Consider the following 21183-nt stretch of genomic DNA (forward strand, 5'->3'; position numbering starts at 1 on the left):
CTTAGAATGCGCTGAGTTCGACGGCGGGCTGGCGGGTGTCGGCGCGCAGCGCGCGCTGTCCCAGCGTCAGGTTCCGGATGCGTACGCCCGGGTTGGCCAGAATCTCGCCGATCACGGACGTCAGCTCGTCGGCGAGGCCTCGCACCAGCGCTTCGCTGAACCGCCCGGCGTGATAGACGACGCTGATCGCGAGACCTTCGTCGCGCGGCTCGGCCAGGAACCAGAAGTCGGTCGCGGCTTCCGTGTCCGCGCCTTGCAGGTTGTGATCCGGCAGCTCCGAAATGCGCACTTGCCCCGAATAGCGATCGACGGCGCCTTGCCGCTGGTTCTGCAGCGTCAGGCCGATGTCGAAGAGCGGATTGCGGCCCGGAACGCGCTTGACGTGCAGCTCGTCGAGCAGGCGATCCAGCGGATAAAGCGGGTGGGAGAACGCTTCGATGGTGGTGTCGCGCACGCGGGTCAGCAGCGTGTCGAAACGATCGTCGCCGGCGACGCGATCGCGCAGCGCCAGCACGTTCAGATAGGGGCCGACCTGCGACTCGAGCTCGGGAAGCTCGCGGCCCGCGACCGGCGTGCCGACGACGATGTCCTCCTGGCCGGAGCGGCGGTAGAACAGCGCCTTGATGGCGGACAGCAGCGCGATGAACAAGGTCGCGCCATGACGCTTGCCGAGCGATTCCAGCGCCGTCGTCGCGGCGGCGGGCAGTTCGAAGCGCCAGGTTTTCCAGCTCGGCGCGGCAGGCTGCTCGACGTCGCCCGGCAGTGCCAGCGCGCGCAGGCCGCCGCCCAGCTTGTTCAGCCAGTAATCCTTCATGCGCTCGCCTTCCGGCCCCGCGAGCAGGCGGTTCAGCCAGCCCGCGTAGTCCTTGTACTGGATGGCGAGCGCGGGCAGCGGATTGTCCCGGCGCTCGACGAACGCGTTATAGATCTGCGACAGGTCGTCGAGCAGCACTTCCGTGGACCAGCCGTCGGTCACGATGTGATGCATCGTGCAGATGCAGACGTGACGGACTTCGGAGAGCCTGAGCAGCTTGACGCGGAACAGCGGGCCGGCGGCGAGATCCATCGGCGCGAGCCGTTCGCGGGCTTCGATCGACGCGGCCTGCGCATCGCGGTCCTCGGCATCCTGCAAATCCACGACCTCGACCGGGAACGCGGCTTCGACGGCAGGCAGCACTTGCTGGAACGGTTGATTGCCGACCAGCACGAAACGCGTGCGCAGGATCTCGTGACGTTCGCTCAACGCCCGGAACGCGCGCACGAGCGCGTCCACGTCCAGCACGCCCTCGAACAGCAGCGACGTGGGCAGCGGCCCGCCGGCTTGCGCCGCATTGAGGCGATCCTGGACCCAGAGCCGCGTCTGCGCGGGCGAGAGTTCGTATTGCGGCTGCGCGGGCAGCGGCGTCACCGGCGTGTAATCGATCGGCTGCGTATCGGCGATGCGTTTCGCGAGGCTCGAAATGGTGGGGTGCGAGAACAGGCTGCGGATTTCCAGCTTCACCTGCAGATCGCGGCGGATGCGCGCGGCGACCTTCGTCGCGGAGAGCGAATTGCCGCCCAGCTCGAAGAAATTGGCGGTCGTGCTGATCCGGTTCTTGCCGAGCACTTCTTGCCAGATTGCCGCAAGCTGCGCTTCGAGCGCGTTGCCGGGCTCGACGTGGTCCACGCCGTCGCCGGGTTCGGGCAGGCTGGCGCGATCGAGCTTGCCGTTGGGCAGATGCGCGAACGCGGTCAGGACGACGAACGCGGACGGCACCATGTAATCCGGCAGCCGCTGCTGAAGGTGCCCGCGCACCGCCTCGATCAGTTCGGCTTCGGGGTGCGACGAAAGCAGCCACGCGACGAGTCTCGCGCCGTCGTCCACGCCGCGCAGCGCCACGACGGCTGCGTCGACCCACGGGTGCGATGCCAGCGTTGCCTCGATTTCACCGAGTTCGATGCGCAGGCCGCGCAGCTTGATCTGATGGTCGATGCGGCCGAGGAATTCGATGTTGCCGTCGGCACGGTAGCGCGCGAGATCGCCGGTGCGATAGAGGCGCGCGTGCGGATCGGCGGAGAACGGATCGGCGATGAACTTCTGGGCGCTCAGTTCGGGCTCGCCATGGTAGCCGTGCCCGACCGGCGTGCCGCCGATCAGCAGCTCGCCCGCCACGCCGACCGGCACGGGCTGCATCTGCGCGTCGACGATATAGACGCGGGTATTGGCGATCGGCCGGCCGATCGGGACGTTGCGGTGCGCGTCGTCGCGCCGGCACTCCCAGGCGGTCACGTCGACGGCGGCCTCGGTCGGGCCATAGAGGTTGTACAGCCTGGCGTCCAGGCGCTCGAAGAAGCGTTGCTGCAGGTCGTACGGCAGCGCCTCGCCGCTGCACACGACGCGGCGCAGCGACGCGCAGTGCGCGTCGAGGTCCGGATGGTCGAGGAAGGCGCGCAGCATGGACGGCACGAAATGGACGGTGGTGATGCCTTCGCGCGCGATGAGATCGACGAGGTAGTCGGTCTCGCGCTGGCCGCCGGGCCGGGCGAACACGAGGCGCGCGCCGGTGACGAGCGGCCAGAAGAATTCCCAGACCGAGACGTCGAAGCTGAACGGGGTCTTCTGCAGCACGGCATCGTCGGCGCCGAGCGCGTACGCGTGCTGCATCCAGAGGATGCGGTTGGTGATGGCGCGATGGGAGTTGAGCGCGCCCTTGGGCCTGCCGGTCGAGCCGGAGGTGTAGATCATGTAGGCGAGGTTGTCGCCGCTGAGCGCAGGCGTGGGGTTGGCCGCGGGCGCGGCGGCGAACTCGTGCGCGTCGCGATCGACGACGATCAGGCGGGCGTCGGTGTCGGGCAGCGCGGCAAGCAGATGCTGCTGGGTGAGGAGCCAGCGCAACTGAGCGTTGTCGATCATGAAGCGCACGCGCTCGGCGGGGTAGTCGGGATCGACGGGGACGTAAGCGCCGCCGGCCTTGAGGATGGCGAGCAGCGCGACGATCATGTCGAGCGAGCGCTCCATGGCGACGCCGACGAGGGAGTCGGGCGCGACGCCGAGCGCGATGAGATGGTGTGCGAGGCGGTTGGCGCGCAGGTTGAGCTCGGCGTAGGTGAGCGACGCGTCGTCATGAACGGCGGCGACGGCGTCGGGGGTGCGCTCGGCCAGCTGCTCGAACAGCCGGTGCAGCGGTTGCTCGGCGTCTGCGCCGAAATCCGTGTCGGTCCGGTTCCACTCGACGGTCAGCGTGTTCCGTTCCGCATCGCTCAGCAGCGGCAGCCGGGCAACGGCGGCCGACGCATCGCCCGCGAGACTCGTCAGCAGTTTCCGGTAAATCCCGAGGAAACGCTGCACCGTGCTCTGTTCGAACAGATCGGTGTTGTAGTCGCAATCGATCAGGAGTTCCTGCCCCGCGTCGAGCACGTTGACGTTCAGGTCGAACGCGGTATGGCGGATCAGCGGGGCGACCAGGCCGACCTTCAGGCCGGGCAGTTCGGGCAGCGCCGACACGGGTTCCAGATTGAAGACCGCCGATACCAGCGGCGCGGCGTTCAGGTCACGCTGCGCACCGATTTCGCGGACCAGCTCGGCGAACGGGAAATCCTGATGCTCGAGCGCGTCGAGCAGGTTCTGGCGGGTGCCGGCCAGGAAGCTCGCCACGGTGGCCGCGTCCGGCAGCGTGGAGCGCAGCGGCAGCAGATGCGTGCAGTAGCCGGCGAGGCGGTCGCTGCCGGCCACGGAGCGGCCGGTCACCGGGATGCCGGTGACGATCTCCTGCTGGCCGGCGATGCGGTGCAGGAACAGATTGAAGCCCGCGAGCAGCATCATGTAGAGCGTGCAGCCGTTCTGACGGGCGGCGGCGCGCAGCGACGCGGCCTCCTCCGCGCTCAGATGCAGGGACACGCGCTCGCCGTGAAACGTCTTCACCGCGGGCCGGGGGTAGTCCACCGGAAGATTCAGCGGTTCGGCGTGGCCCGCGCATTGCGCCAGCCAGTACTCGCGGTTCGCCTTCGCTTCCGGGCTGTGGCGCTGGCCGTCGATCTGCTTCAGGTACTCGCGGAACTGCAGCGGCGCCGCGGCCGGCGCCGCGCCGGCATAAGCCCGCGCCAGATCCTCGAGCAGGATGCCGAACGTGGAGCCGTCGCAGATGATGTGATGGGCCGTCATCACCAGCAGGTGGCGCTCGCTGCTCAGGCGCACGAGCGCGGCGCGAAAGAGCGGGCCGTTCACCAGGTCGAACGGCTGGCGGCTTTCCTGATCCCGCCACGCGTCCTGGTCCGTGTCGATCAACGGGATCTGGAGCGTCAGCGACGGATGCACGATCTGGCCCGACCCGTCCGGCGTCAGCGTGGTGCGCAGCGCCTCGTGCCGATCGACGAGGCCCTGGACGGCCGCGCGCATCGCGGCCTCGTCGAGCCGGCCGTTCAGTTCGAGGGTGGTGTTGACGTTGTAGGCCAGCGATCCTTCAGGGTCGACTTCCGACAGGACCCACAACTGCCGCTGCGCTTCGCTCAGCGCGGCAACCGTGCCGTGCTTCGAATGAGGCCGGATGAAGCCGCCCCGGCGCAGGTCGGCGACGCTGTCCTTCACCGCGCGGATGAAGCGGTCGACATCGGCGTCCGTATGCGCGGTGGACAGGAAGCAGGTGCGCCATTCCCAGATGTAGATGCCCTTTTCGAGCATGTGATAGAAGAACAGGTCGAGGTTCTCGGTGAATTCGAAGCGGAACATCGAGCCGAACCACGTGACCTTGATCGGCGCCTCGGCCTCCGCGAAGAACGCGTTCAGCGTGGCGGCGATTTGCGCGGTCCGTTCGTTGAGCGTGGCCTGCAGCGCCGGACCTTCCTGCTCGATCTTCTCCAGCACGGCCAGCGCGGCCGACATGGCGAGCGGATACTGGCAGAAGGTGCCGCCGAACGCCGTGCGGTCCGCGGCGGGGAACGAGTGGTCGCCGTAGGTCCACATGCCGCCGTCGATCGCGTCCATGAAGCGTCGCGAGCCGGCGATCACGCCCAGCGGCAGGCCGCCGCCGATGATCTTGCCGTAGGTTGCGAGATCGGCCCGAATGCCGAACATGGCCTGCGAGCCGCCCGGATGGACGCGAAAGCCGGTGATCATTTCGTCGAAGATCAGCGCGGCCCCGGCCTCCTCGGTGATGCGGCGCAGCTCCTTGAGGAATGCGACGGGCTGCAGCGACGGGTTGCGGCTCTGCACCGGCTCCACCAGCACGGCGGCGATCGTCGACGCCATGCCGCGGATGGTCTCGAGCGCGGCGTCGCTGCCGTAGTCGAGCAGGACCATGTTCTCGACCGAGCCGAACGGCACGCCGGGGGCCATGGCTTCCGTCACGCCTTCCGCGTTCGCCGCGGCGAGCGTGCCGTCGGCATGGCCGTGATAGGAATGCGTGAACATCACGATCTTGTCGCGCCCGGTCACGGCGCGCGCGAGCCGCATGGCGGTCATCACCGCCTCGGTGCCGGTGTTCGAGAAGGCGACGCGATCGAGGCCGGTGACGCGGGCGAAGCGCGCGGCCACTTCGCCGACGAGGCTGGAGCGCGCGCCCAGTTCGAGCGGACGCTGCCATTCGCGGGTGACCTGCTGCTGGATGAATTCCGGCGTGTGGCCGAACAGGTGCACGCCGAAGCCCATCGTGAAATCGATGTACTCGTTGCCGTCGATATCCCACAGCCGCGAACCGGCCGCGCGATCGCCGACGATCGGATACAGCATCTCCTTGGTCGAGAAGCGGAAGCCCACCGTCGCGCGGCTGTCGGCCAGCACCGAGCGCGAAGCCTGCACCGACTCCTTCGATTTCCGGGTGCGCGTGGTGTAGCGCACGATCAGCGCTTCGAGATGCTCCTGCTGCACGGCGGACAGCCCGCGCGCCCGCTGTTCGACCGGGCTGCCCCACGGCATCATGGGCTTGCGGGGCTGATCGTCCGCGGCAGGCGCAGCCGCAGGCGCGGGTTTCGTTGCGGGCGCAACTGAATGGACCGCAACGGCGGCCTTCGGCGCGACGCTCGCGACGGCTTGCGCGGCGACCGTCGGCCGACCGTCGGCATGGCCGGTCAGCGACGTGCGCAGCAGCTCCATCTGCTGGCTCATGACGTGGGACAGCAGTTGATTCTGTTCGCGCAACACCCGCTCGACCGTGGAGCCGCCTTCGGCCGCGACCCATTCCACCGAGGCAGCCGGGGCGGCGGCGAGCGGCGCAGGCACGGCCGTAAGGCGCGGCGCGGCCGCCGTTGCGGACGGTTCGGCCGCTGCCGGGGGCGGCGCGTCCTCCGCCGGCAGGTTGTCGGCGACGTACTCGGCCAGCGCCTGCACCGTCGCCAGGTCTTCGAAGAAGCGGCGCATCACCAGCTTCACGCCGTACTGCTTCTCGATGTGCCGGATCGCCTCGATCAGCACGATCGAGTCGGCGCCCATTTCCAGGAAGGGCAGGTCGATGTTGATGGTGGAGGGATCGGCCTGGATCAATTCGCCGATCTTGCCGCGAAGCCATTCGAGAACCTCGCCGCTACGGTTGTGCGTCGGCGTTGCGGCGATGGGAAGTGCGCTTGTCTGGGTCATGGACGTGTCCGCTTTCTGGAACCAGGTACGACTGCGTTGGAAGGGATAGGACGGCAATGCGACGCGCGTGAGCGCGGGTGTTTCGGTTGAGGCCCAATCGACGTCGACGCCGTGGGCGTAAAGACTCGACAGCGCTTCGACCAGGGCTTGCTGCTCCACTTGCGGCCGCTGCAAGCCGAGGAACTGGATGCCGGCGTCCGGCGCGCAGCAGGCGCGCGCCAGGTTGACGAGCACCGGCTTGGGGCCGATTTCGACCAGCAGGTTGAATCCGGCCTCGACAAGGCGTTCGACGCTGCTCGCGAACTGCACCGGCTCCCGGCAGTGACGGCGCCAGTACGCGTCGGTGGGCGCCTCGTCCATCACGGCGCCCGTGAGATTGGAATAGAACGGGATCGCCGGGCGCGCGACGCGCACCGCTTTCGCCGCGGCCTGGAACTCGTCCAGCATCGGCTCGAGCAGCGGCGAGTGGAACGCGTGCGACGTATTGAGCGGCACGGACCGGATGTCTTGCGCGGCGAACGCGTCGACGAGCATCGCGATGCGCTCGCGCTTGCCGGAGATCACGATGCTGGCCGGGCCGTTGACGGCAGCCACCGCCACCTCGTGCGGATAGGCTTCGATCGCGCGCTCGACCGTGGCGAGGTCCGCGAAAATGGCCGCCATCTCGCCGTCGCGGGGCAGCGCCTGCATCAGCCGGCCGCGTTCGGCGATCAGCCGCAGGCCGTCTTCCGGCGAGAAGATGCCGGCCGCGCAGGCCGCCGCGTACTCGCCGACGCTGTGTCCCATCACGGCGTCGGGCGTCACGCCGAACGACGCCAGCAACGTGGTGAGCGCGTACTGCAGCGAGAACAGCGCAGGCTGGCTGTAGCCGGTCTGGTGAATGTCCTCGTTGCGGGCGGACAGCACCTCGAGCAACGGCTTGTCGAGCAGCGCGTCGGCCACCGCGCGGCAGCGGTCGATCGCGTCGCGGAACACCGGATACGCGTCGTACAGGCGGCGGCCCATGCCGGCGTATTGCGAACCCTGGCCGGTGAACAGGAACGCCATCTTCACGCGGGGCGCGGGCTGCGTCGCGGCGGCGGGCTCTTTCGCGTGGAACGCGCGCAGCTTTTCGACGGCGTCCTCGAGCGACGACACCGGCAGCGCCAGCCGATGCGCGAAATGCGAGCGGCCGGTCGACGCCGAATACGCCACGGCCGCGATATCGAGACCGGGTTCGGCTTCGAGCCGCCGCTGATAGCGCGCGGCAAGCTCGCGCAATGCCGCCGGCGTCTTGGCCGACAGGACGAGCGGATGCACGTTGTGCCTCGACGGCGTCGCCTGCCGCGCCGGCGCGGGCGCTTCCTCCAGCACCAGGTGCGCGTTGGTGCCGCTCGCGCCGAACGCGCTGACGCCGGCTCGCCGTGGCTGCGCGCCGCGCGGCCACGCGCTCGCCTCGGCGCAGATCTCGATCGGCAGCTCGTCCCAGCGCACCAGCGGGCTCGGGTGGCGGAAATGCAGGTGGGCGGGAATGCGCTCGTGGTTGAGCGACAGCACGACCTTGATGACCCCCGCGATGCCGGCGGCGGATTCCGTGTGGCCGATGTTGGTTTTCACCGAGCCGACGCGCAGCGGCCTGCCCGCGTCGCGGCCGGCGCCGAATACCGTCGCCAGCGCCTGCACCTCGATCGGATCGCCCAGTGCGGTGCCGGTGCCGTGCGCTTCCACGTAATCGACGGACGCGGCGGGAATCCCGCCCAGCGCCTTGCGGATCACTTCTTCCTGCGCGCGCCCGTTCGGCGCGGTAAAGCCGCTCGACGCACCGTCGTGGTTGACGGCCGAACCGCGCAGCACGGCCAGCACGCGATCGCCCGCGGCGAGCGCATCGGACAGCCGCTTGAGCACGAGCGCGCCGCAGCCTTCGCTGCGCACGAAGCCGTCCGCCGCCGCGTCGAAGGTCTTGCAGCGGCCGTCCGGGGCCAGCGCCCGCGTGCGCGACACGGCGATCGAGTTGTCCGGCGAAAGAATCAGATTGACGCCGCCCGCGATGGCGAGATCGCACTCGCCAGTGCGCAGGTTCTGGCTCGCGGTATGGATCGCGGTGAGCGACGACGAGCAGGCGGTGTCGATCGCCATGCTCGGGCCTTGCAGGCCCAGCCCGTAGGAGATGCGGCCGGCCGCCGTGTTGAGCGGATTGCCGGTGAAGAAATAGCCGTCGATGCCGCTGCCGCCGCCGTTGCGAAGCTGCAGATTCGCGTAATCGTTGGTGGTGATGCCGACGAACACGCCGGTGCGGCTGCCCTTCAGGCTGTCGACGGGAATGCCGGCATGCTCCAGCGCTTCGTGACTGACTTCGAGCAGCAGGCGCTGCTGCGGGTCCATCGCGGCCGCTTCGCGCGGCGTGATGCGGAAAAACGCCGGATCGAACTGGTCGACGCCGTCGAGAAAGCCGCCGAAGCGGCAATACATGCGCCCCGGCGCTTCGGGATCGGGATCGTAGTACGCGTCGATGTCCCAGCGCTCGCGCGGCACTTCGGAAATCGCGTCCACCCCGTCGTTCAGCAACTGCCAATAGGCGTCGAGATCGTGCGCGGCGCCCGGAAAGCGGCAGCTCATGCCGACGATCGCGATCGGCTCCTGCGTGCCGGCCTCGCGTGTCGCAACGGCGGGCGCGGCCGGCCGCGGCGAGACGGCCTGCGCCGGCGCAGTGGGCGCGGCGGTCGCGTCCGGCGCCGTGGCGGACGACTGCTCCGCCAGGAAATCCGCGAGGGCGTTGACCGTCGGATGATCGAACAGCAGCGCGACCGACAACGGCGCGCCGAGCGCTTTTTCGAGGTGCGCGCGCAGGTCCACCGCCATCAGCGAATCCATGCCCATCTCGAAGAATCCGCGGTCGCGGTCCGGCGTCGCCGAGCCGAAGCCGAGCACCTGCGCAACCGCGCGGTCGATGGCGTCCGCCAGCAGGCGCTTGCGCTCGCGGGGGGATTTGTCGCTCAGCGCGGGCATCGCCGGCGCGCTCGGCGGGGTTGCGTCGACCCGCACGCGGTCGAGGAAGGGCTTCGGTCCGCGCGCCTCGTAGGAGCCCTGGAACAGCGCGAGGTCGATGTCGACGACCGCCACCTGGGGCACGGCGGGGAGATGATCGAGCACGTCGAGCGCGCGATCCGCCGCCAGCGACCGGATGCCGACGCGCCGCAGCAGCGCTTCGGCCTCGGGGAAGGTCATGCCGCCCTGCGCCCACGGCCCCCAGTTCACGCTCGAGGCCGGCAGGCCCAGATGGCGGCGATGATGCGCGAGCGCGTCGAGGAAGCGGTTCGCGGCGCTGTAGTGCGCCTGGTCGCGCGAGCCCCACGCGGACGCGATCGACGAAAACAGGATGAAGAAGTCGAGCGGGAACGGTTCGCTGTGCTGATGGAGCAGCCATGCGCCGGCGACCTTCGGTTGCAGGACGGCTTCCAGTTCCTCGCGCTCGACCTGCATGATCGGCTTGTAGCCGACGATGCCGGCCGCATGCACGATGCCCCGCAGCGGCACGCGTTCGCGCCGGAGCGCGGCGAAGCAATCCGCGACGGCCGCCGGGTCGGTGATGTCGAGGCGCTCGCAACGGACGGTCACGTTCCGCTCGCGCAGCTCGGCGATCGCCCGCTGGCTCTCGTCGCTCGCGGCCCCTTGCCGGCCGACCAGGATCAGCGTGCCTGCGCCGTGCGCCGCCAGCCACCTGGCGGTGTGCAGCCCGAGCGCGCCGAACCCGCCGGTGATCAGGTAGGCCGCTTCCGGGTCGACCGGCAGCGCGGCCGTTTCGGCTTGCGCGAGCGGGCTCAGGCGCGCGACGTAGCGCGCGCCTTGCCGCAAGGCCACCTGTTCTTCGCGGCTCTCGCCGAGCACCTCGTGAAGCAGCGCCTGCGTCTCGTCCTCCGGCGCGGCCGGATCGAGATCGATCGCGGTGCCGAACCATTCCGGATGCTCGATCATCGCACCCCGCGCCAGGCCCGCCAGCGCAGCCTGCGCGAGTCCCGATACACGGGGCGCTTCGCCGGCTTCCACCGCGTCGCGCGTGACCACCCAGATCCTGGGCCGGGCCGACGCCGCCCAGTCGCGCTCGCCGCTGCCCAGCGCGCGCACGAGATGCAGCAGCGCCGTGGACATGCGCGACGCGCCGACGGTTTCGTCCAGCGCCCACAAGAAGACGATGCGCTGCCCGGGCGCGGCGGCCTCCTTCAGCAGGCGGACGAAATGGTCCGGCTGCTCGGGCGCGACTTGCCAGGCCGCATCTGCTTCCGCGGGTGCGCGATAGTCGCGGCCGGCGCGGACCAGCGCGCAGGATGCGCCGCGCGCGCGCAGCAGGGCCGCGAACCGGTCGCCTGCGCCGCTCTCGTCCGCGAAGATCAGCCACGGCGATGCGTCGGCGGCGAACCGGGCCGCCGGCAACGCGGCTTGCTGCTCCCACACCACGTGATAGAGCGGGTTTGCGTCCGGGGCGGCGGTTTCGGCGGGGGCGAACGCGGTCTGAAGCAGTTCCGGGAATGCGTTCAGCACTTCCTCCGAATACTTGCCGGACGTTCTGAGGCGCCGCGATGCTTCCTCGATGCTGCCGGCATCCATGCCGACGACGGGCGAGCGGTTTTTCTCGAGACTGAAGCGCTGGCGCTCGAACGGGTAGTTCGGCAAGGTCGTGGCGGGCTGGGCGGACCCCGGGAACAACGCGTTCCAGTCGAACTGCCAGCCCTGCACGTACAGGGCCGCGAGCGCGCGCTCCAGTGCGTGGCCGGCGCATGGCGGCGGCAGCCAGCCGTCGGCGAGCCCGTCCGGCGTGTGCGGCGCGTCGGCCTGATCCGGCCGCCCGGTCAACTGCAGCCAGTACTGCGGATGCGTGACCTCGTCGGTCACCTCGGTGCCGACACTGCCGGAAATCAGGCGGACCGACGGCCGTGCGAGCGCCATGTCCTGCAGCGCGGCGCGCAACGCGTCGGCATCGGACCGGGCGGCCACGAGGCGCAGCGCGTCGGCAAGGCTCACGACACCCGCCACGCAGGCCGCGACATATTCGCCGACGCCATGGCCCGACACGACGGAGGGACGGATGCCCCATGCGTTCCACAGTTCCGCCCACGCGAAGTGGACCGCGAAGCGGCCCGCATCGGTATCGAGCGCCGACAGCGGCACCGAGCAACGTTCGAAGGCTGCGCGGAAATGCGGTTCCGACGCGTGCAGCTCGCGCGCGACGCCGGTGTCCAGCGACGCGAACATGAAGCCCATGCGCGAGGCCTTGCCCGCGCGCGCCGAAGTCGTCGCCGGTTCCCGCACGCCCGACGCATAGGCCGCGCGAAACGGATAGTGGCTCCGTCCCACGGCGGCGGCGCGGCAGATCGCGGCCAGCTCGTGCGGCGGCGCGCCGGCGATCGCGCGCTCGTAGCGTTGCGCGAGCGCCGTCAGCGCCGCTTCGGACCTGGCCGATAGCAGCAGCAGCGAACGCTGCGCATCGTGCGCCGGCGCGACCGGCGGTTCCTCGACGATCGCGTGGGCATTGGTGCCGCTGAAGCCGAACGCGCTCAACCCGGCGACGCGCCGGCGCTCCCCGCGCGGCCACGCGACCGGATCGGCCGCGACGCGGATCGGGATGTCCTGCCACGGCGTATGCGGATTGGGTTGCGTGAAATGCAGATGCGCAGGAATCCTGCCGTGTTCGAACGACAGCAGCACCTTGATCAGCCCGGCGATGCCGGAGGCCGATTCCAGATGCCCGATGTTGGTCTTGACCGAGCCGATCACGAGCGGCTCGGAGGCCGCGCGCCCGGGGCCATAGACGCCGGCCAGCGCCTCGACCTCGATCGGGTCGCCGAGGGACGTCCCGGTGCCGTGGGCCTCGACATACGAGACGTCGCCGGGCGCGACGCCGGCCTGGTTCAGCGCGCGGCGGATCACGCGCTCCTGCGAATCGCGGCTCGGCACCGTCAGCCCGCCGCCCGCGCCGCCCTGGTCGACCGCCGTGCCGCGCACGATGCCGAGCACCCGGTCGCCGTCGGCGAGCGCGTCGGCGAGGCGCTTGAGCACCACCATGCCGCAGCCTTCGCCGCGCACGTAGCCGTCCGCCGCCGCGTCGAAGGTCTTGCAGCGCCCGTCCGGCGACAGCATGCGCGCCTGCGAGAAGCTGACCATGACCTCGGGCGAGAGCATGAGATTGACGCCGCCCGCGAGCGCCATGCTGGTTTCGCGCGAGCGCAGGCTTTCGCACGCGAGGTGCAGGCAGACCAGCGACGACGAGCACGCGGTGTCGATCGCCATGCTCGGGCCGGTGAGGCCCAGCACGAACGACAACCGGCCCGCGGCCATGTTCAGCGCGCTGCCGGTGCCGGCGTAGCTGCTCGACGGCGTCGACGCATTGGACACCTGAATGGCATGGTCGAAGCAGGTGATGCCGACGTATACGCCCGTGGCGGACTGCCTGAAGCGCTCGGGCGCGAGATGGGCGTTTTCGAGCGCTTCCCAGGCCACTTCGAGCAGCAGCCTTTGCTGCGGATCGAGGTAGGTGGCCTCGCGCGGCGCGATCCCGAAGAACGCCGCGTCGAATTGATCCACGCGTTCGATGAAGGCGCCGTGGCGGGTCGCCATCTTGCCGGGCGCGGCCGGGTCCGGGTCGTAATAGCGGTCGATGTCCCAGCGTTCGCGCGGCACTTCGGTGACGGCGTCGCGCGCGTGGTCGAGCAGTTGCCAGAACGCGGCCGGCGTATCGCTGCTGCCGGGAAAGCGGCAAGCCATGCCGATGACGGCGATCGGCTCGTTGCGGTCCGAACGCAGCGCCGCGATTTCCGCGCGCCGCAGGCGCAGTTCGTCGAGCGCGGCTTTCAGTGCTTGAGTGGCCTTGGCGTTCATTGTGCGCCGATCTCCTGGGCGATCAGTTCGGAAAGGTCGTCCTCGTCGAGGTCATCGGATGCTTCGTCGACGACGGGCGCAGGAAGCGACGGCGACAGTTCGTTGAGCACGTATTGGGCGAGCGTCTGCAGGTTCGGATAGGAAAACAGCAGCGTGGCGCGAAACGGTTTTCCGAACACCTTGGTGAGGCTGTCGGTCAGTTCGAGCGCGATCAGGGAATTCAGGCCGAGATCGAACAGCGATTGCTCGGGCGCGATGGCGTCGGCGCCGGAGAGGCGAAGGGTCTTGGCCAGCATCTGCGCGAGCGTGCCGGTGACGAGCTCGATCCGCTCGCGCGGCGCGCACGAACGGAGCTGGCGCAGCAGTTCGGTCTCTTGCTGCGCCGGCTGGGCGGCCGGTTGCGCCAGTTCGGAAAACAGCGCCGACCCGGCGGCCGGCGCATCGACCCGGAACAAGGTCGGCCAGTCGATCCGGGCCACCCCGGACTGGACGACGCCGGACGCCATCAGCCGCTCCAGCGCCGCGATCGCCAGTTCGGGCGACAGCGTGCCGACGCCGAGCCCGGCCAGTTGCTCGTGGGCGCGCCGCCCATAGTCGGTGGCGGCGTGGCCGATCTCCGCCCACGGCCCCCAATTGACGCTGAGGCCCGGTTTTCCGTGCGCGCGCCGATGATGCGCGAGGGCGTCGAGGAAGCCGTTCGCCGCGGCGTAATTACCCTGGCCCGGCATGGTGAGCAGCGCGGCCATCGACGAGAACAGCACGAAATGGTCGAGCGGCAGGTCGGCCGTCAGCTCGTGCAGATACCAGGCTCCGTCGGCCTTGCCGCTGCCGGCGCGATGGAAGGCATCGCCGTCCTGGCGCGTCAGCAGCGCATCGTCGAGCGTGCCGGCGAGGTGGAAGACGCCCTTGAGCGGCGGCATCGAGCGTGCGATTTCGCCGATGGCTGCGGCGACGTCCTCACGACGCGACAGATCGGCGCGAATGACCCGGGCGTCGAGCGTGCGCAGGATTTTTTCGGCCGCGGGGGACGGCTCGCCGCGCCCGAGCAGCGCGATCTTGCCGGCGCCGTTGGCGGCGAGCCAGGACGCGAGCCGCAGGCCGAGCCCGCCGAGCCCGCCGGTCACCAGATAGGTCGTGTCGCCGTGGAACCTGATCGGGCGGTGACTGACGAATTCGCGATTGTCGCGGGCGATGCGCGCGACGTAGCGCTGGTCGCGGCGATACGCGATCATGTCTTCACGGCCGCCGGCCCGAACCGCTTGCACGACGTGCGCCGCGGACGGCTGCGCGGGATCGAGGTCGACGAGCCCGCCCCACAGCGCGGCATGCTCGACGGCGATCGCCCGGCCCAGTCCCCACAGGGGCGCCTGCGCGACGGCCGTCGATTCGCCTTCCAGCACGTTCATCGCGCCCGACGTCACCAGCCACAGACGCGCCTGCCCGGCCGACGGGGCGCGTGACGCAAGCGCCCTGACCAGTTGCAGCACGCTCGTGCTGGCATGCCGTCTCGCCGCGATGTCGGACGGCTCGAGATCGAGGCTCCACAGGTGGATGACGCCCTTCAGCGGCCGGTCGAGCGCGGGCAGGCGCGGCGTCGCGTCCGCGAAGTACAGCGCGCACGTATCGCCCGCGCTTTCCAGCAGCGCCGCCACTTGCGCGCCGACGCCGCCGCGGTCCGCGAGAATCAGCCACTCGCCATGCGCCGAGCGGCCGGTTGCCGCGTCGCCGCTCGACGGTCGCCAGACGCGCTGATACAGCAGCGGGGCGACCTCTTGCCGCCCGACGGTTTGCGCGGAACGCACGTGCTGCAGCCGCAGCGCGTCGATCTCGATCAGCAGTCGTCCGGCGAGGTCATAGACGCGGATATCGCCCTCCAGCGCATCTTGCCCGACCGGCTTGCGCAGCGTGGCATGACTCCACGCGTCGGCCGACGACGGCGGCTGATGCACGCGCACCGCGCCGATCGAACTGGGCAGGTACATGCCGCCCTCGTTCAGCGCATCCGCGTCGATCGCGGCGGCGAGCACGCGGCTGCACGCGTCGAGGAAAGCGGGATGCACGTGGTATTGCGACGACGCCGGCGCATCGGCGGGCAGGCTGATTTTCCCCAGCGCCTCGCCGGCGGTACGCCAGATCTGCCGGATCGCGTCGAACACGCCGTCGATCTGAACGCCGTGTTGGCGGATTTCGCCATTGAAGTCCGCGCCCGATGCCGTTTCGGTGCAGCGGGCCTGCACCGAAGCGGCGTCGAATCGCCGTGGCGCGGCGGACGGCCTGGATGCGCACATCTCCCGCAGCCGGCGCAACTGCGGCAGATTGCCGAGGATCAGCTCGACCGGCGGACCGAAATCGAGCAGGCAGGCCACTTCATCCACGCCGATCGATTCCAGGTCCCGCACCAGCTCGACGCAGGTTTCCGGGGTGCCGATGAGGCCGCGCGATTGCGCGAAGCGTTCGTAGAGAAACTCGACGAACTCGTCCAGCTCGCGCGCGCCCATCGCGCGCACGTCCACCGACTGGCCGCGGCTTTGCGCCAGCCCGTTCAGCAGGCCGATATTGCTGCGGATGTAGTTGCAGAACGGCGCGCGCGCCTGCTCGCGCACCTGCGCCGGGTCCGCGCCGACGAACGTGTGCAGCATCACGGAGACGGTGCCCGCCGCCGGGTCGAAGCCATGCTTCGCGCGCGCGTCGCGGTAGAGCGCGATCTTGTGGGCGAGCTGATCCCGATCCTGGTCGAGCACGTGGGTCAGCAGGTTGGCGCCGACTTCGCCGGCGAGGACGAAGGTCTGCGGGTTGCTGGCCGCGGTCACCCAGATGGGCAGCTCCGGCTGCACCGGCGTCGGGTAGATGCGCAGCTGCACCGGCTTGCCGACGCCGTTGCGCGCATCCAGCGTGCCGCCGCGCCACAGATGCTGAACGGCGCGCATCGCGGTCAGCATCTCGTCCTGCCGCGTCGCGTACTTTTCCGGGGCGAACACGAAATCGTCAGGATTCCATCCGGACGCGAACGAAACGCCCACGCGGCCGTTCGACAGGTTGTCCACCATCGACCACTCTTCCGCGATGCGGATCGGGTTGTGCAGCGCGCCGACCACGCTGCCCGCGAGCAGCCTCACGCGTTGGGTGGACGCGGCGAGCGCGGCGTGCAGCACGGCGGGATTGGGGTACAGCGAGCCGAATTCGGTGAAATGGCGCTCCGGCACCCAGACGCTGGAAAACCCGTTCGCATCGGCGAAGCGGGCGCTTTCCATCACGAGCCGGTACTTGTTGCCGGACAACGCCTCTTCACTGCTGGCGAAGAACATCAGGCCGAATTTCATGCGTGGCTCCAATCCGATTCGTGAATTTCGGCACTGGCGCACATCTGCCATGTCGCGGCGGCGCTCGTGTCCTCGATCCGGTGATAGACGGCAAACGAAAACGGTCCCCCGGACTGACGGCTCAGCACGGTCTGCACGGTGCGCGATTCATGCGGATGCAGCGGCAACGGCGCATGCAGCGCGAGGTCCTTCAACGTCGCATGGCCGGCGGAACCGATCTGCGACGCGGCCGCCAGCGCCATTTCCACATAGGCGGAATAGGGCAGGACGGGCGCGCCCTTGACGCGATGCCCGCCGAGAAACGCGGTGGCCGGCGCGTCGAGGCGCGACTCCCAGATCCACGTGCCGGGCGTGTGCGCGTGCTGCTCCTTGAGGCGCCCGAGCAGCGGATGCCGGGGCTCGCGCGCGGGTATCCAGAAGCCGCGACGCTCGAACGGGTAGGTCGGCAGCGTGAGCCGCCGGTGCGCGTCGTCCTGCTCGACCGCATGCCAGTCGATGGATGCGCCGCGCACGTAGAGTTCGGCGAGCGTGTGCAGGATCGTGTCCCACGCGGCCGTGCGCGCGCCGATCTCGATCACGATGCTTCCGGCCGCATCGCCGTCCGGCGCCGGCGGCACGTCCGCAAACGAGGCCGCGGCGCGATGCCCGTCGCCGGTGCTGCGAACCGCTTGCGGCGTGATGCCGAAGGACATCCACAATTGCGCGAGCGCACGCTGGAATGCCGTGAACCGTGCTTCGGGAGTATCGAGCCCGGGCGCTTCGCGTTGCCGGTCCATCAGCGCGCGAAACGCGGGGCTGGCCGCGCGCAATTGCCGCTCCGCGTCGGCGCTGCCGCCATCGTCCGCGCAAAAGTGGAACGTCGCCGCAGGCGGTGTTTCGGCGCTTGTGCTTGCCGTAACGCCATGCAGTTGCGCACGCAACGCATCGAGACTCGACGCGACGACGGCGGCGCGCCGCGAGAAGTGGGTGCGCCCGGTGTTCGCCGTGAACGCGACATCCCGCAAACGGATCTCGGGATGGGCGTCGAGATATGCGGCATAGGACGCCGCCAGGGCCTGCAATGCTTCGGGCGTGCGCGCGGAGAGCGTCACGACGCGCGCCGCAGGTGCCGTGAGCGCCGCCGGATCGGCTTCGATCTCCCCGGGCCGCGGCGGCGCTTCGGACAGGATCATGTGCGCGTTGGTGCCGCCGAAGCCGAACGAACTCACGCCGGCCACGCGCGGCCCGTGCTCCGCATGCCAGGGCGTGACCTGCTGCGGAATACGGAAGGGCGTGCCGTCGAGCGCGATATGAGGATTGAGCGACCGGAAATGGAGGTTCGGCGGGATGGCGCGATGGTGCAGCGCCAGCGCGGTCTTGATCAGGCTGGCGATGCCCGCCGCCGATTCCAGATGGCCGATGTTGGTCTTGACCGAACCGATCCAGCAGAGATCTTCCGGGCGACGCGATCCGCCCAGGACCGCCGTCAGCGAATTCAATTCGATGGGGTCGCCAAGCGGCGTTCCCGTCCCGTGCGCCTCGACGAAGCCGACGTCCCGCGCCTGCACGCCGGCATCGCGCAGCGCACTGTCGATCACGGCCTGCTGGGCCGGACCATTGGGCGCGGTCAGGCCGTTGCTGCGGCCGTCCTGGTTCACCGCCGAGCCGCGGATCACCGCGAACACGGTGTCGCCGTCCCTGACGGCATCGTCGAGACGCTTGAGCAGCACCATGCCCACGCCTTCGCCGCGCACATAGCCGTTGGCTGCCGCGTCGAACGCCTTGCATCGGCCGTCCGACGACAGCATGCCCGATTGCGTGAAGGAGGCGCTCAATTGCGGCGCCAGGATCAGGTTGGCGCCGCCGGCGAGCGCCGCATCGCACTCGCCGCGCTGCAGCGCGCGGCACGCCTGATGAGCCGCGACGAGCGACGACGAGCACGCGGTGTCGACCGCCCAGCTCGGGCCGCGCAGGTCGAGCGTGTAGGAAATGCGGTTGGCGGCGACGCTCAGCGCATTGCCGGTCGCGACATAGGGGCCGACGTCCGCGGCTTCCTCCTGCGCCAGACGGACGTAGTCCGTATTGCTGATGCCGACGATGACCGCGGTGCGTCCGCCGGCGAGACTCCGGGGTGCGATGCCCGCGTGCTCGAACGTCTCCCAGGCGACCTCGAGCAGCAGGCGCTGCTGCGGGTCCATCGCCTCGGCTTCGCGGGCGCTGATGCCGAAGAAATCCGCATCGAACTGGTCGACCTGCTCGAGCAGTCCGGTGGCCGGAAGGTTGGCGGCGCGCGGGTTCGACGCGCCGACCGCGTCGCGGCCTTCCAGCAGAAGCTGCCAGAACGCGTCGGGATGATCGGCGCCGGGGAAGCGGCATCCGATGCCGACGATGGCGATATCCGCGCGCGCTTCGGCGGAAGCGGGCGCCGTTTCCGGGCGCGCATTCGCGCCGCCGCTCAAATGGCGCGCCAGCAGGGAAATACTCGGAAAATCGTAGACGACCGTAGGGGAAACCGGCTGCCCAAGCCAGTCCTGCAACTCGCCCGTGAGCATGATGGCGTCTTTCGAGTCGAGCCCATAGGCGCTGAACGGCGCGTTGGGGTCGAGATCGCCGGGCGCGATGCCCGACAGGCGCGCGACATGCTCGACGAACCATTGCACCAGCGCCTGCGTGCCGCGTGCGGCAGCGGTTGCGGGGGGCGCGTATTCCGCGGAGACCGCACGCCGCCACTCGCCCGCGATCGCGAGCCCTTGTCCGTTCAGGAATGCCTGCCGGGTTCGGCTCCGCTGGATTTTTCCGCTGGACGTGCGCGGGATCGTGGCGGGCTTCAACAGGATCGCCGCATACAGGTCGACGTCATGCGCTTCGGCGAGCGTGCGCCGGATCTCCGCGGCGACGGCTTCGGCGTTCAGCGTGTTGAGCGCTTCGCGGCGCACTTCGCACGCGATGACGACCCGCTCCACGTCGTCGACGGTGATCGAGAAGGCCGCCGACGCGTTGGGCGCCAGCGCCGGGTGGCTTCCCTCGGCGGATTGTTCGAGATCCTGAGGGTAGTGATTGCGGCCGGCGATGATGATGAGGTCTTTCAAGCGGCCGGTGACGAAGAGGTCGTCGCCGTCGACGAAGCCGAGATCGCCCGTGCGCAGGTAACGCGCGTCGTCACCGTCCAGCCTCGCGTGAAAGGTGCGCTCCGTTTCCTCGGGGCGGTTCCAGTAGCCGACGCCGACGCTCGGGCCGGTCACCCAGATTTCGCCGATCCGGCCCGGCGGGCACGGCTGGCCGGTCTCCGCGTTCACGATCCGCAGGCGGTGCTCCGCCCAGACCCGGCCGCACGAGACGAGCGCATGAGGCTTGCCGCCCGCGCTTTTCGTCGCCACGCCTTGGGCCAGGCCGTCGGCGTCGAAGTCGGCCACGAGCGGCAGCGAGCGCGCCGGCTGGCCGGTGATGAACAGCGTCGCCTCGGCCATGCCGTAGACCGGGCGCATCGTATGCGCGTGGAAGCCGCACGACGCGAATGCGCGCGAAAAACGCGCCACCGTGTCGGCGCGCACCGGCTCCGCGCCGTTGAAGGCAACCTGCCAGCTGCTCAAGTCGAGCTGCGCCTTGGCTTCGTCGGAAATCTTGCGCGCGCACAGGTCGTAGGCAAAGTCCGGCGCGGCGCAATGCGTGCCGCGATACTTCGTGATCGCCTGCAGCCAGCGGATGGGCTTCTGCACGAAAGCCGCCGGCGCCATCAGCACCGAAAGCACGCCGAGATGGATCGGCAGCAGCACTTTCCCGAAGAACCCCATGTCGTGAAACACGGGGAGCCAGCTCACGAACACGGTCGACGCGTCGGCATTGCTCGCCTCGGCGATGACCGCCATGTTGCTCAGGATGTTCGCGTGGCTGATCATCACGCCTTTGGGCGTGCCGGTGGAGCCCGACGTGTATTGCAGGAGCGCGAGCGTCTGCGGCGTGATGTCCGGCGCGCGCCATTGCCCGGCCGGTGCGTCGAACCCCTGATCCGTCGCAAGGATCTTCAGTTCCAGCGTGTCGGAATAGCCATCCTCGCGATGCGCGATGCCGTCGAGCGTGGCTGCGTCGGTCAGCGCGACGACCGGCCCGGCGTCGGCGACGATCGACTTGAGACGATCGGCCGGACGATGCCTGCGCGGAGGATAGGCCGGCACGCCGATCAGGCCGGCGTACAGGCATCCCGCCCATGCGCTGATGAATTCCAGCCCGGGCGGATAGACCAGCAGCACGCGATCGCCCGGTTGCGCCATGCCCTGCAATCTGGCGGCGATGCCGCGGGCCCGCTTGTCCAGGTCGCCGAACGTCAGCCGGGTCAGCTCCGCTTCGCCGTTGTCGAGAAAAATGAATGCCGTTTTCTCCGGCGTGTCATGGCCGCGAAATTGCAATAATTCCGTAACAGTCCTGAATTTCATTTCGGGAAGCATACGAAACCTTCGTTGTCTGCAGAGCATTGATTTGGAGGCACGCCAC

3 protein-coding genes are annotated in these 21183 nt (G+C 69.5%); all 3 read right to left on the minus strand.

From position 1 onward, the window contains the following. Position 1: 1 nt before the first annotated feature. The 3 genes from KY49_RS14845 to KY49_RS14855 are packed head-to-tail and all read right to left on the minus strand — an operon-like array spanning position 2 to position 21137. A complete protein-coding gene (locus KY49_RS14845; RefSeq protein WP_042585415.1) occupies positions 2 to 13396 on the minus strand; it encodes a hybrid non-ribosomal peptide synthetase/type I polyketide synthase in 13395 nt (4464 codons plus the stop codon). Next, on the minus strand, positions 13393 to 16716 hold the full coding sequence (locus KY49_RS14850; protein ID WP_042585416.1) for a type I polyketide synthase: 3324 nt from the start codon (positions 16714 to 16716) through the stop codon (positions 13393 to 13395). Before KY49_RS14850 ends, KY49_RS14845 begins: the two co-directional genes overlap by 4 nt. Then, complete coding sequence (locus tag KY49_RS14855) at positions 16713 to 21137, minus strand: hybrid fatty acyl-AMP ligase/type I polyketide synthase (protein WP_042585417.1); 4425 nt, start codon at positions 21135 to 21137, stop codon at positions 16713 to 16715. The genes KY49_RS14850 and KY49_RS14855 overlap by 4 nt, the downstream gene beginning before the upstream one ends. Between the last annotated feature and the right edge of the window lie 46 nt (positions 21138 to 21183).

The organism is Burkholderia sp. MSHR3999, assembly GCF_000833595.1.
In the GTDB taxonomy this organism is placed as follows: Bacteria; Pseudomonadota; Gammaproteobacteria; order Burkholderiales; family Burkholderiaceae; genus Burkholderia; species Burkholderia ubonensis.

What these genes read in the sequence shown, in the direction of transcription:
- KY49_RS14845 (WP_042585415.1), bottom strand. Translation starts at nt 13,396, where the DNA reads ATGAACGCCAAGGCCACTCAAGCACTGAAAGCCGCGCTCGACGAACTG.
- KY49_RS14850 (WP_042585416.1), bottom strand. Translation starts at nt 16,716, where the DNA reads ATGAAATTCGGCCTGATGTTCTTCGCCAGCAGTGAAGAGGCGTTGTCC.
- KY49_RS14855 (WP_042585417.1), bottom strand. Translation starts at nt 21,137, where the DNA reads ATGCTTCCCGAAATGAAATTCAGGACTGTTACGGAATTATTGCAATTT.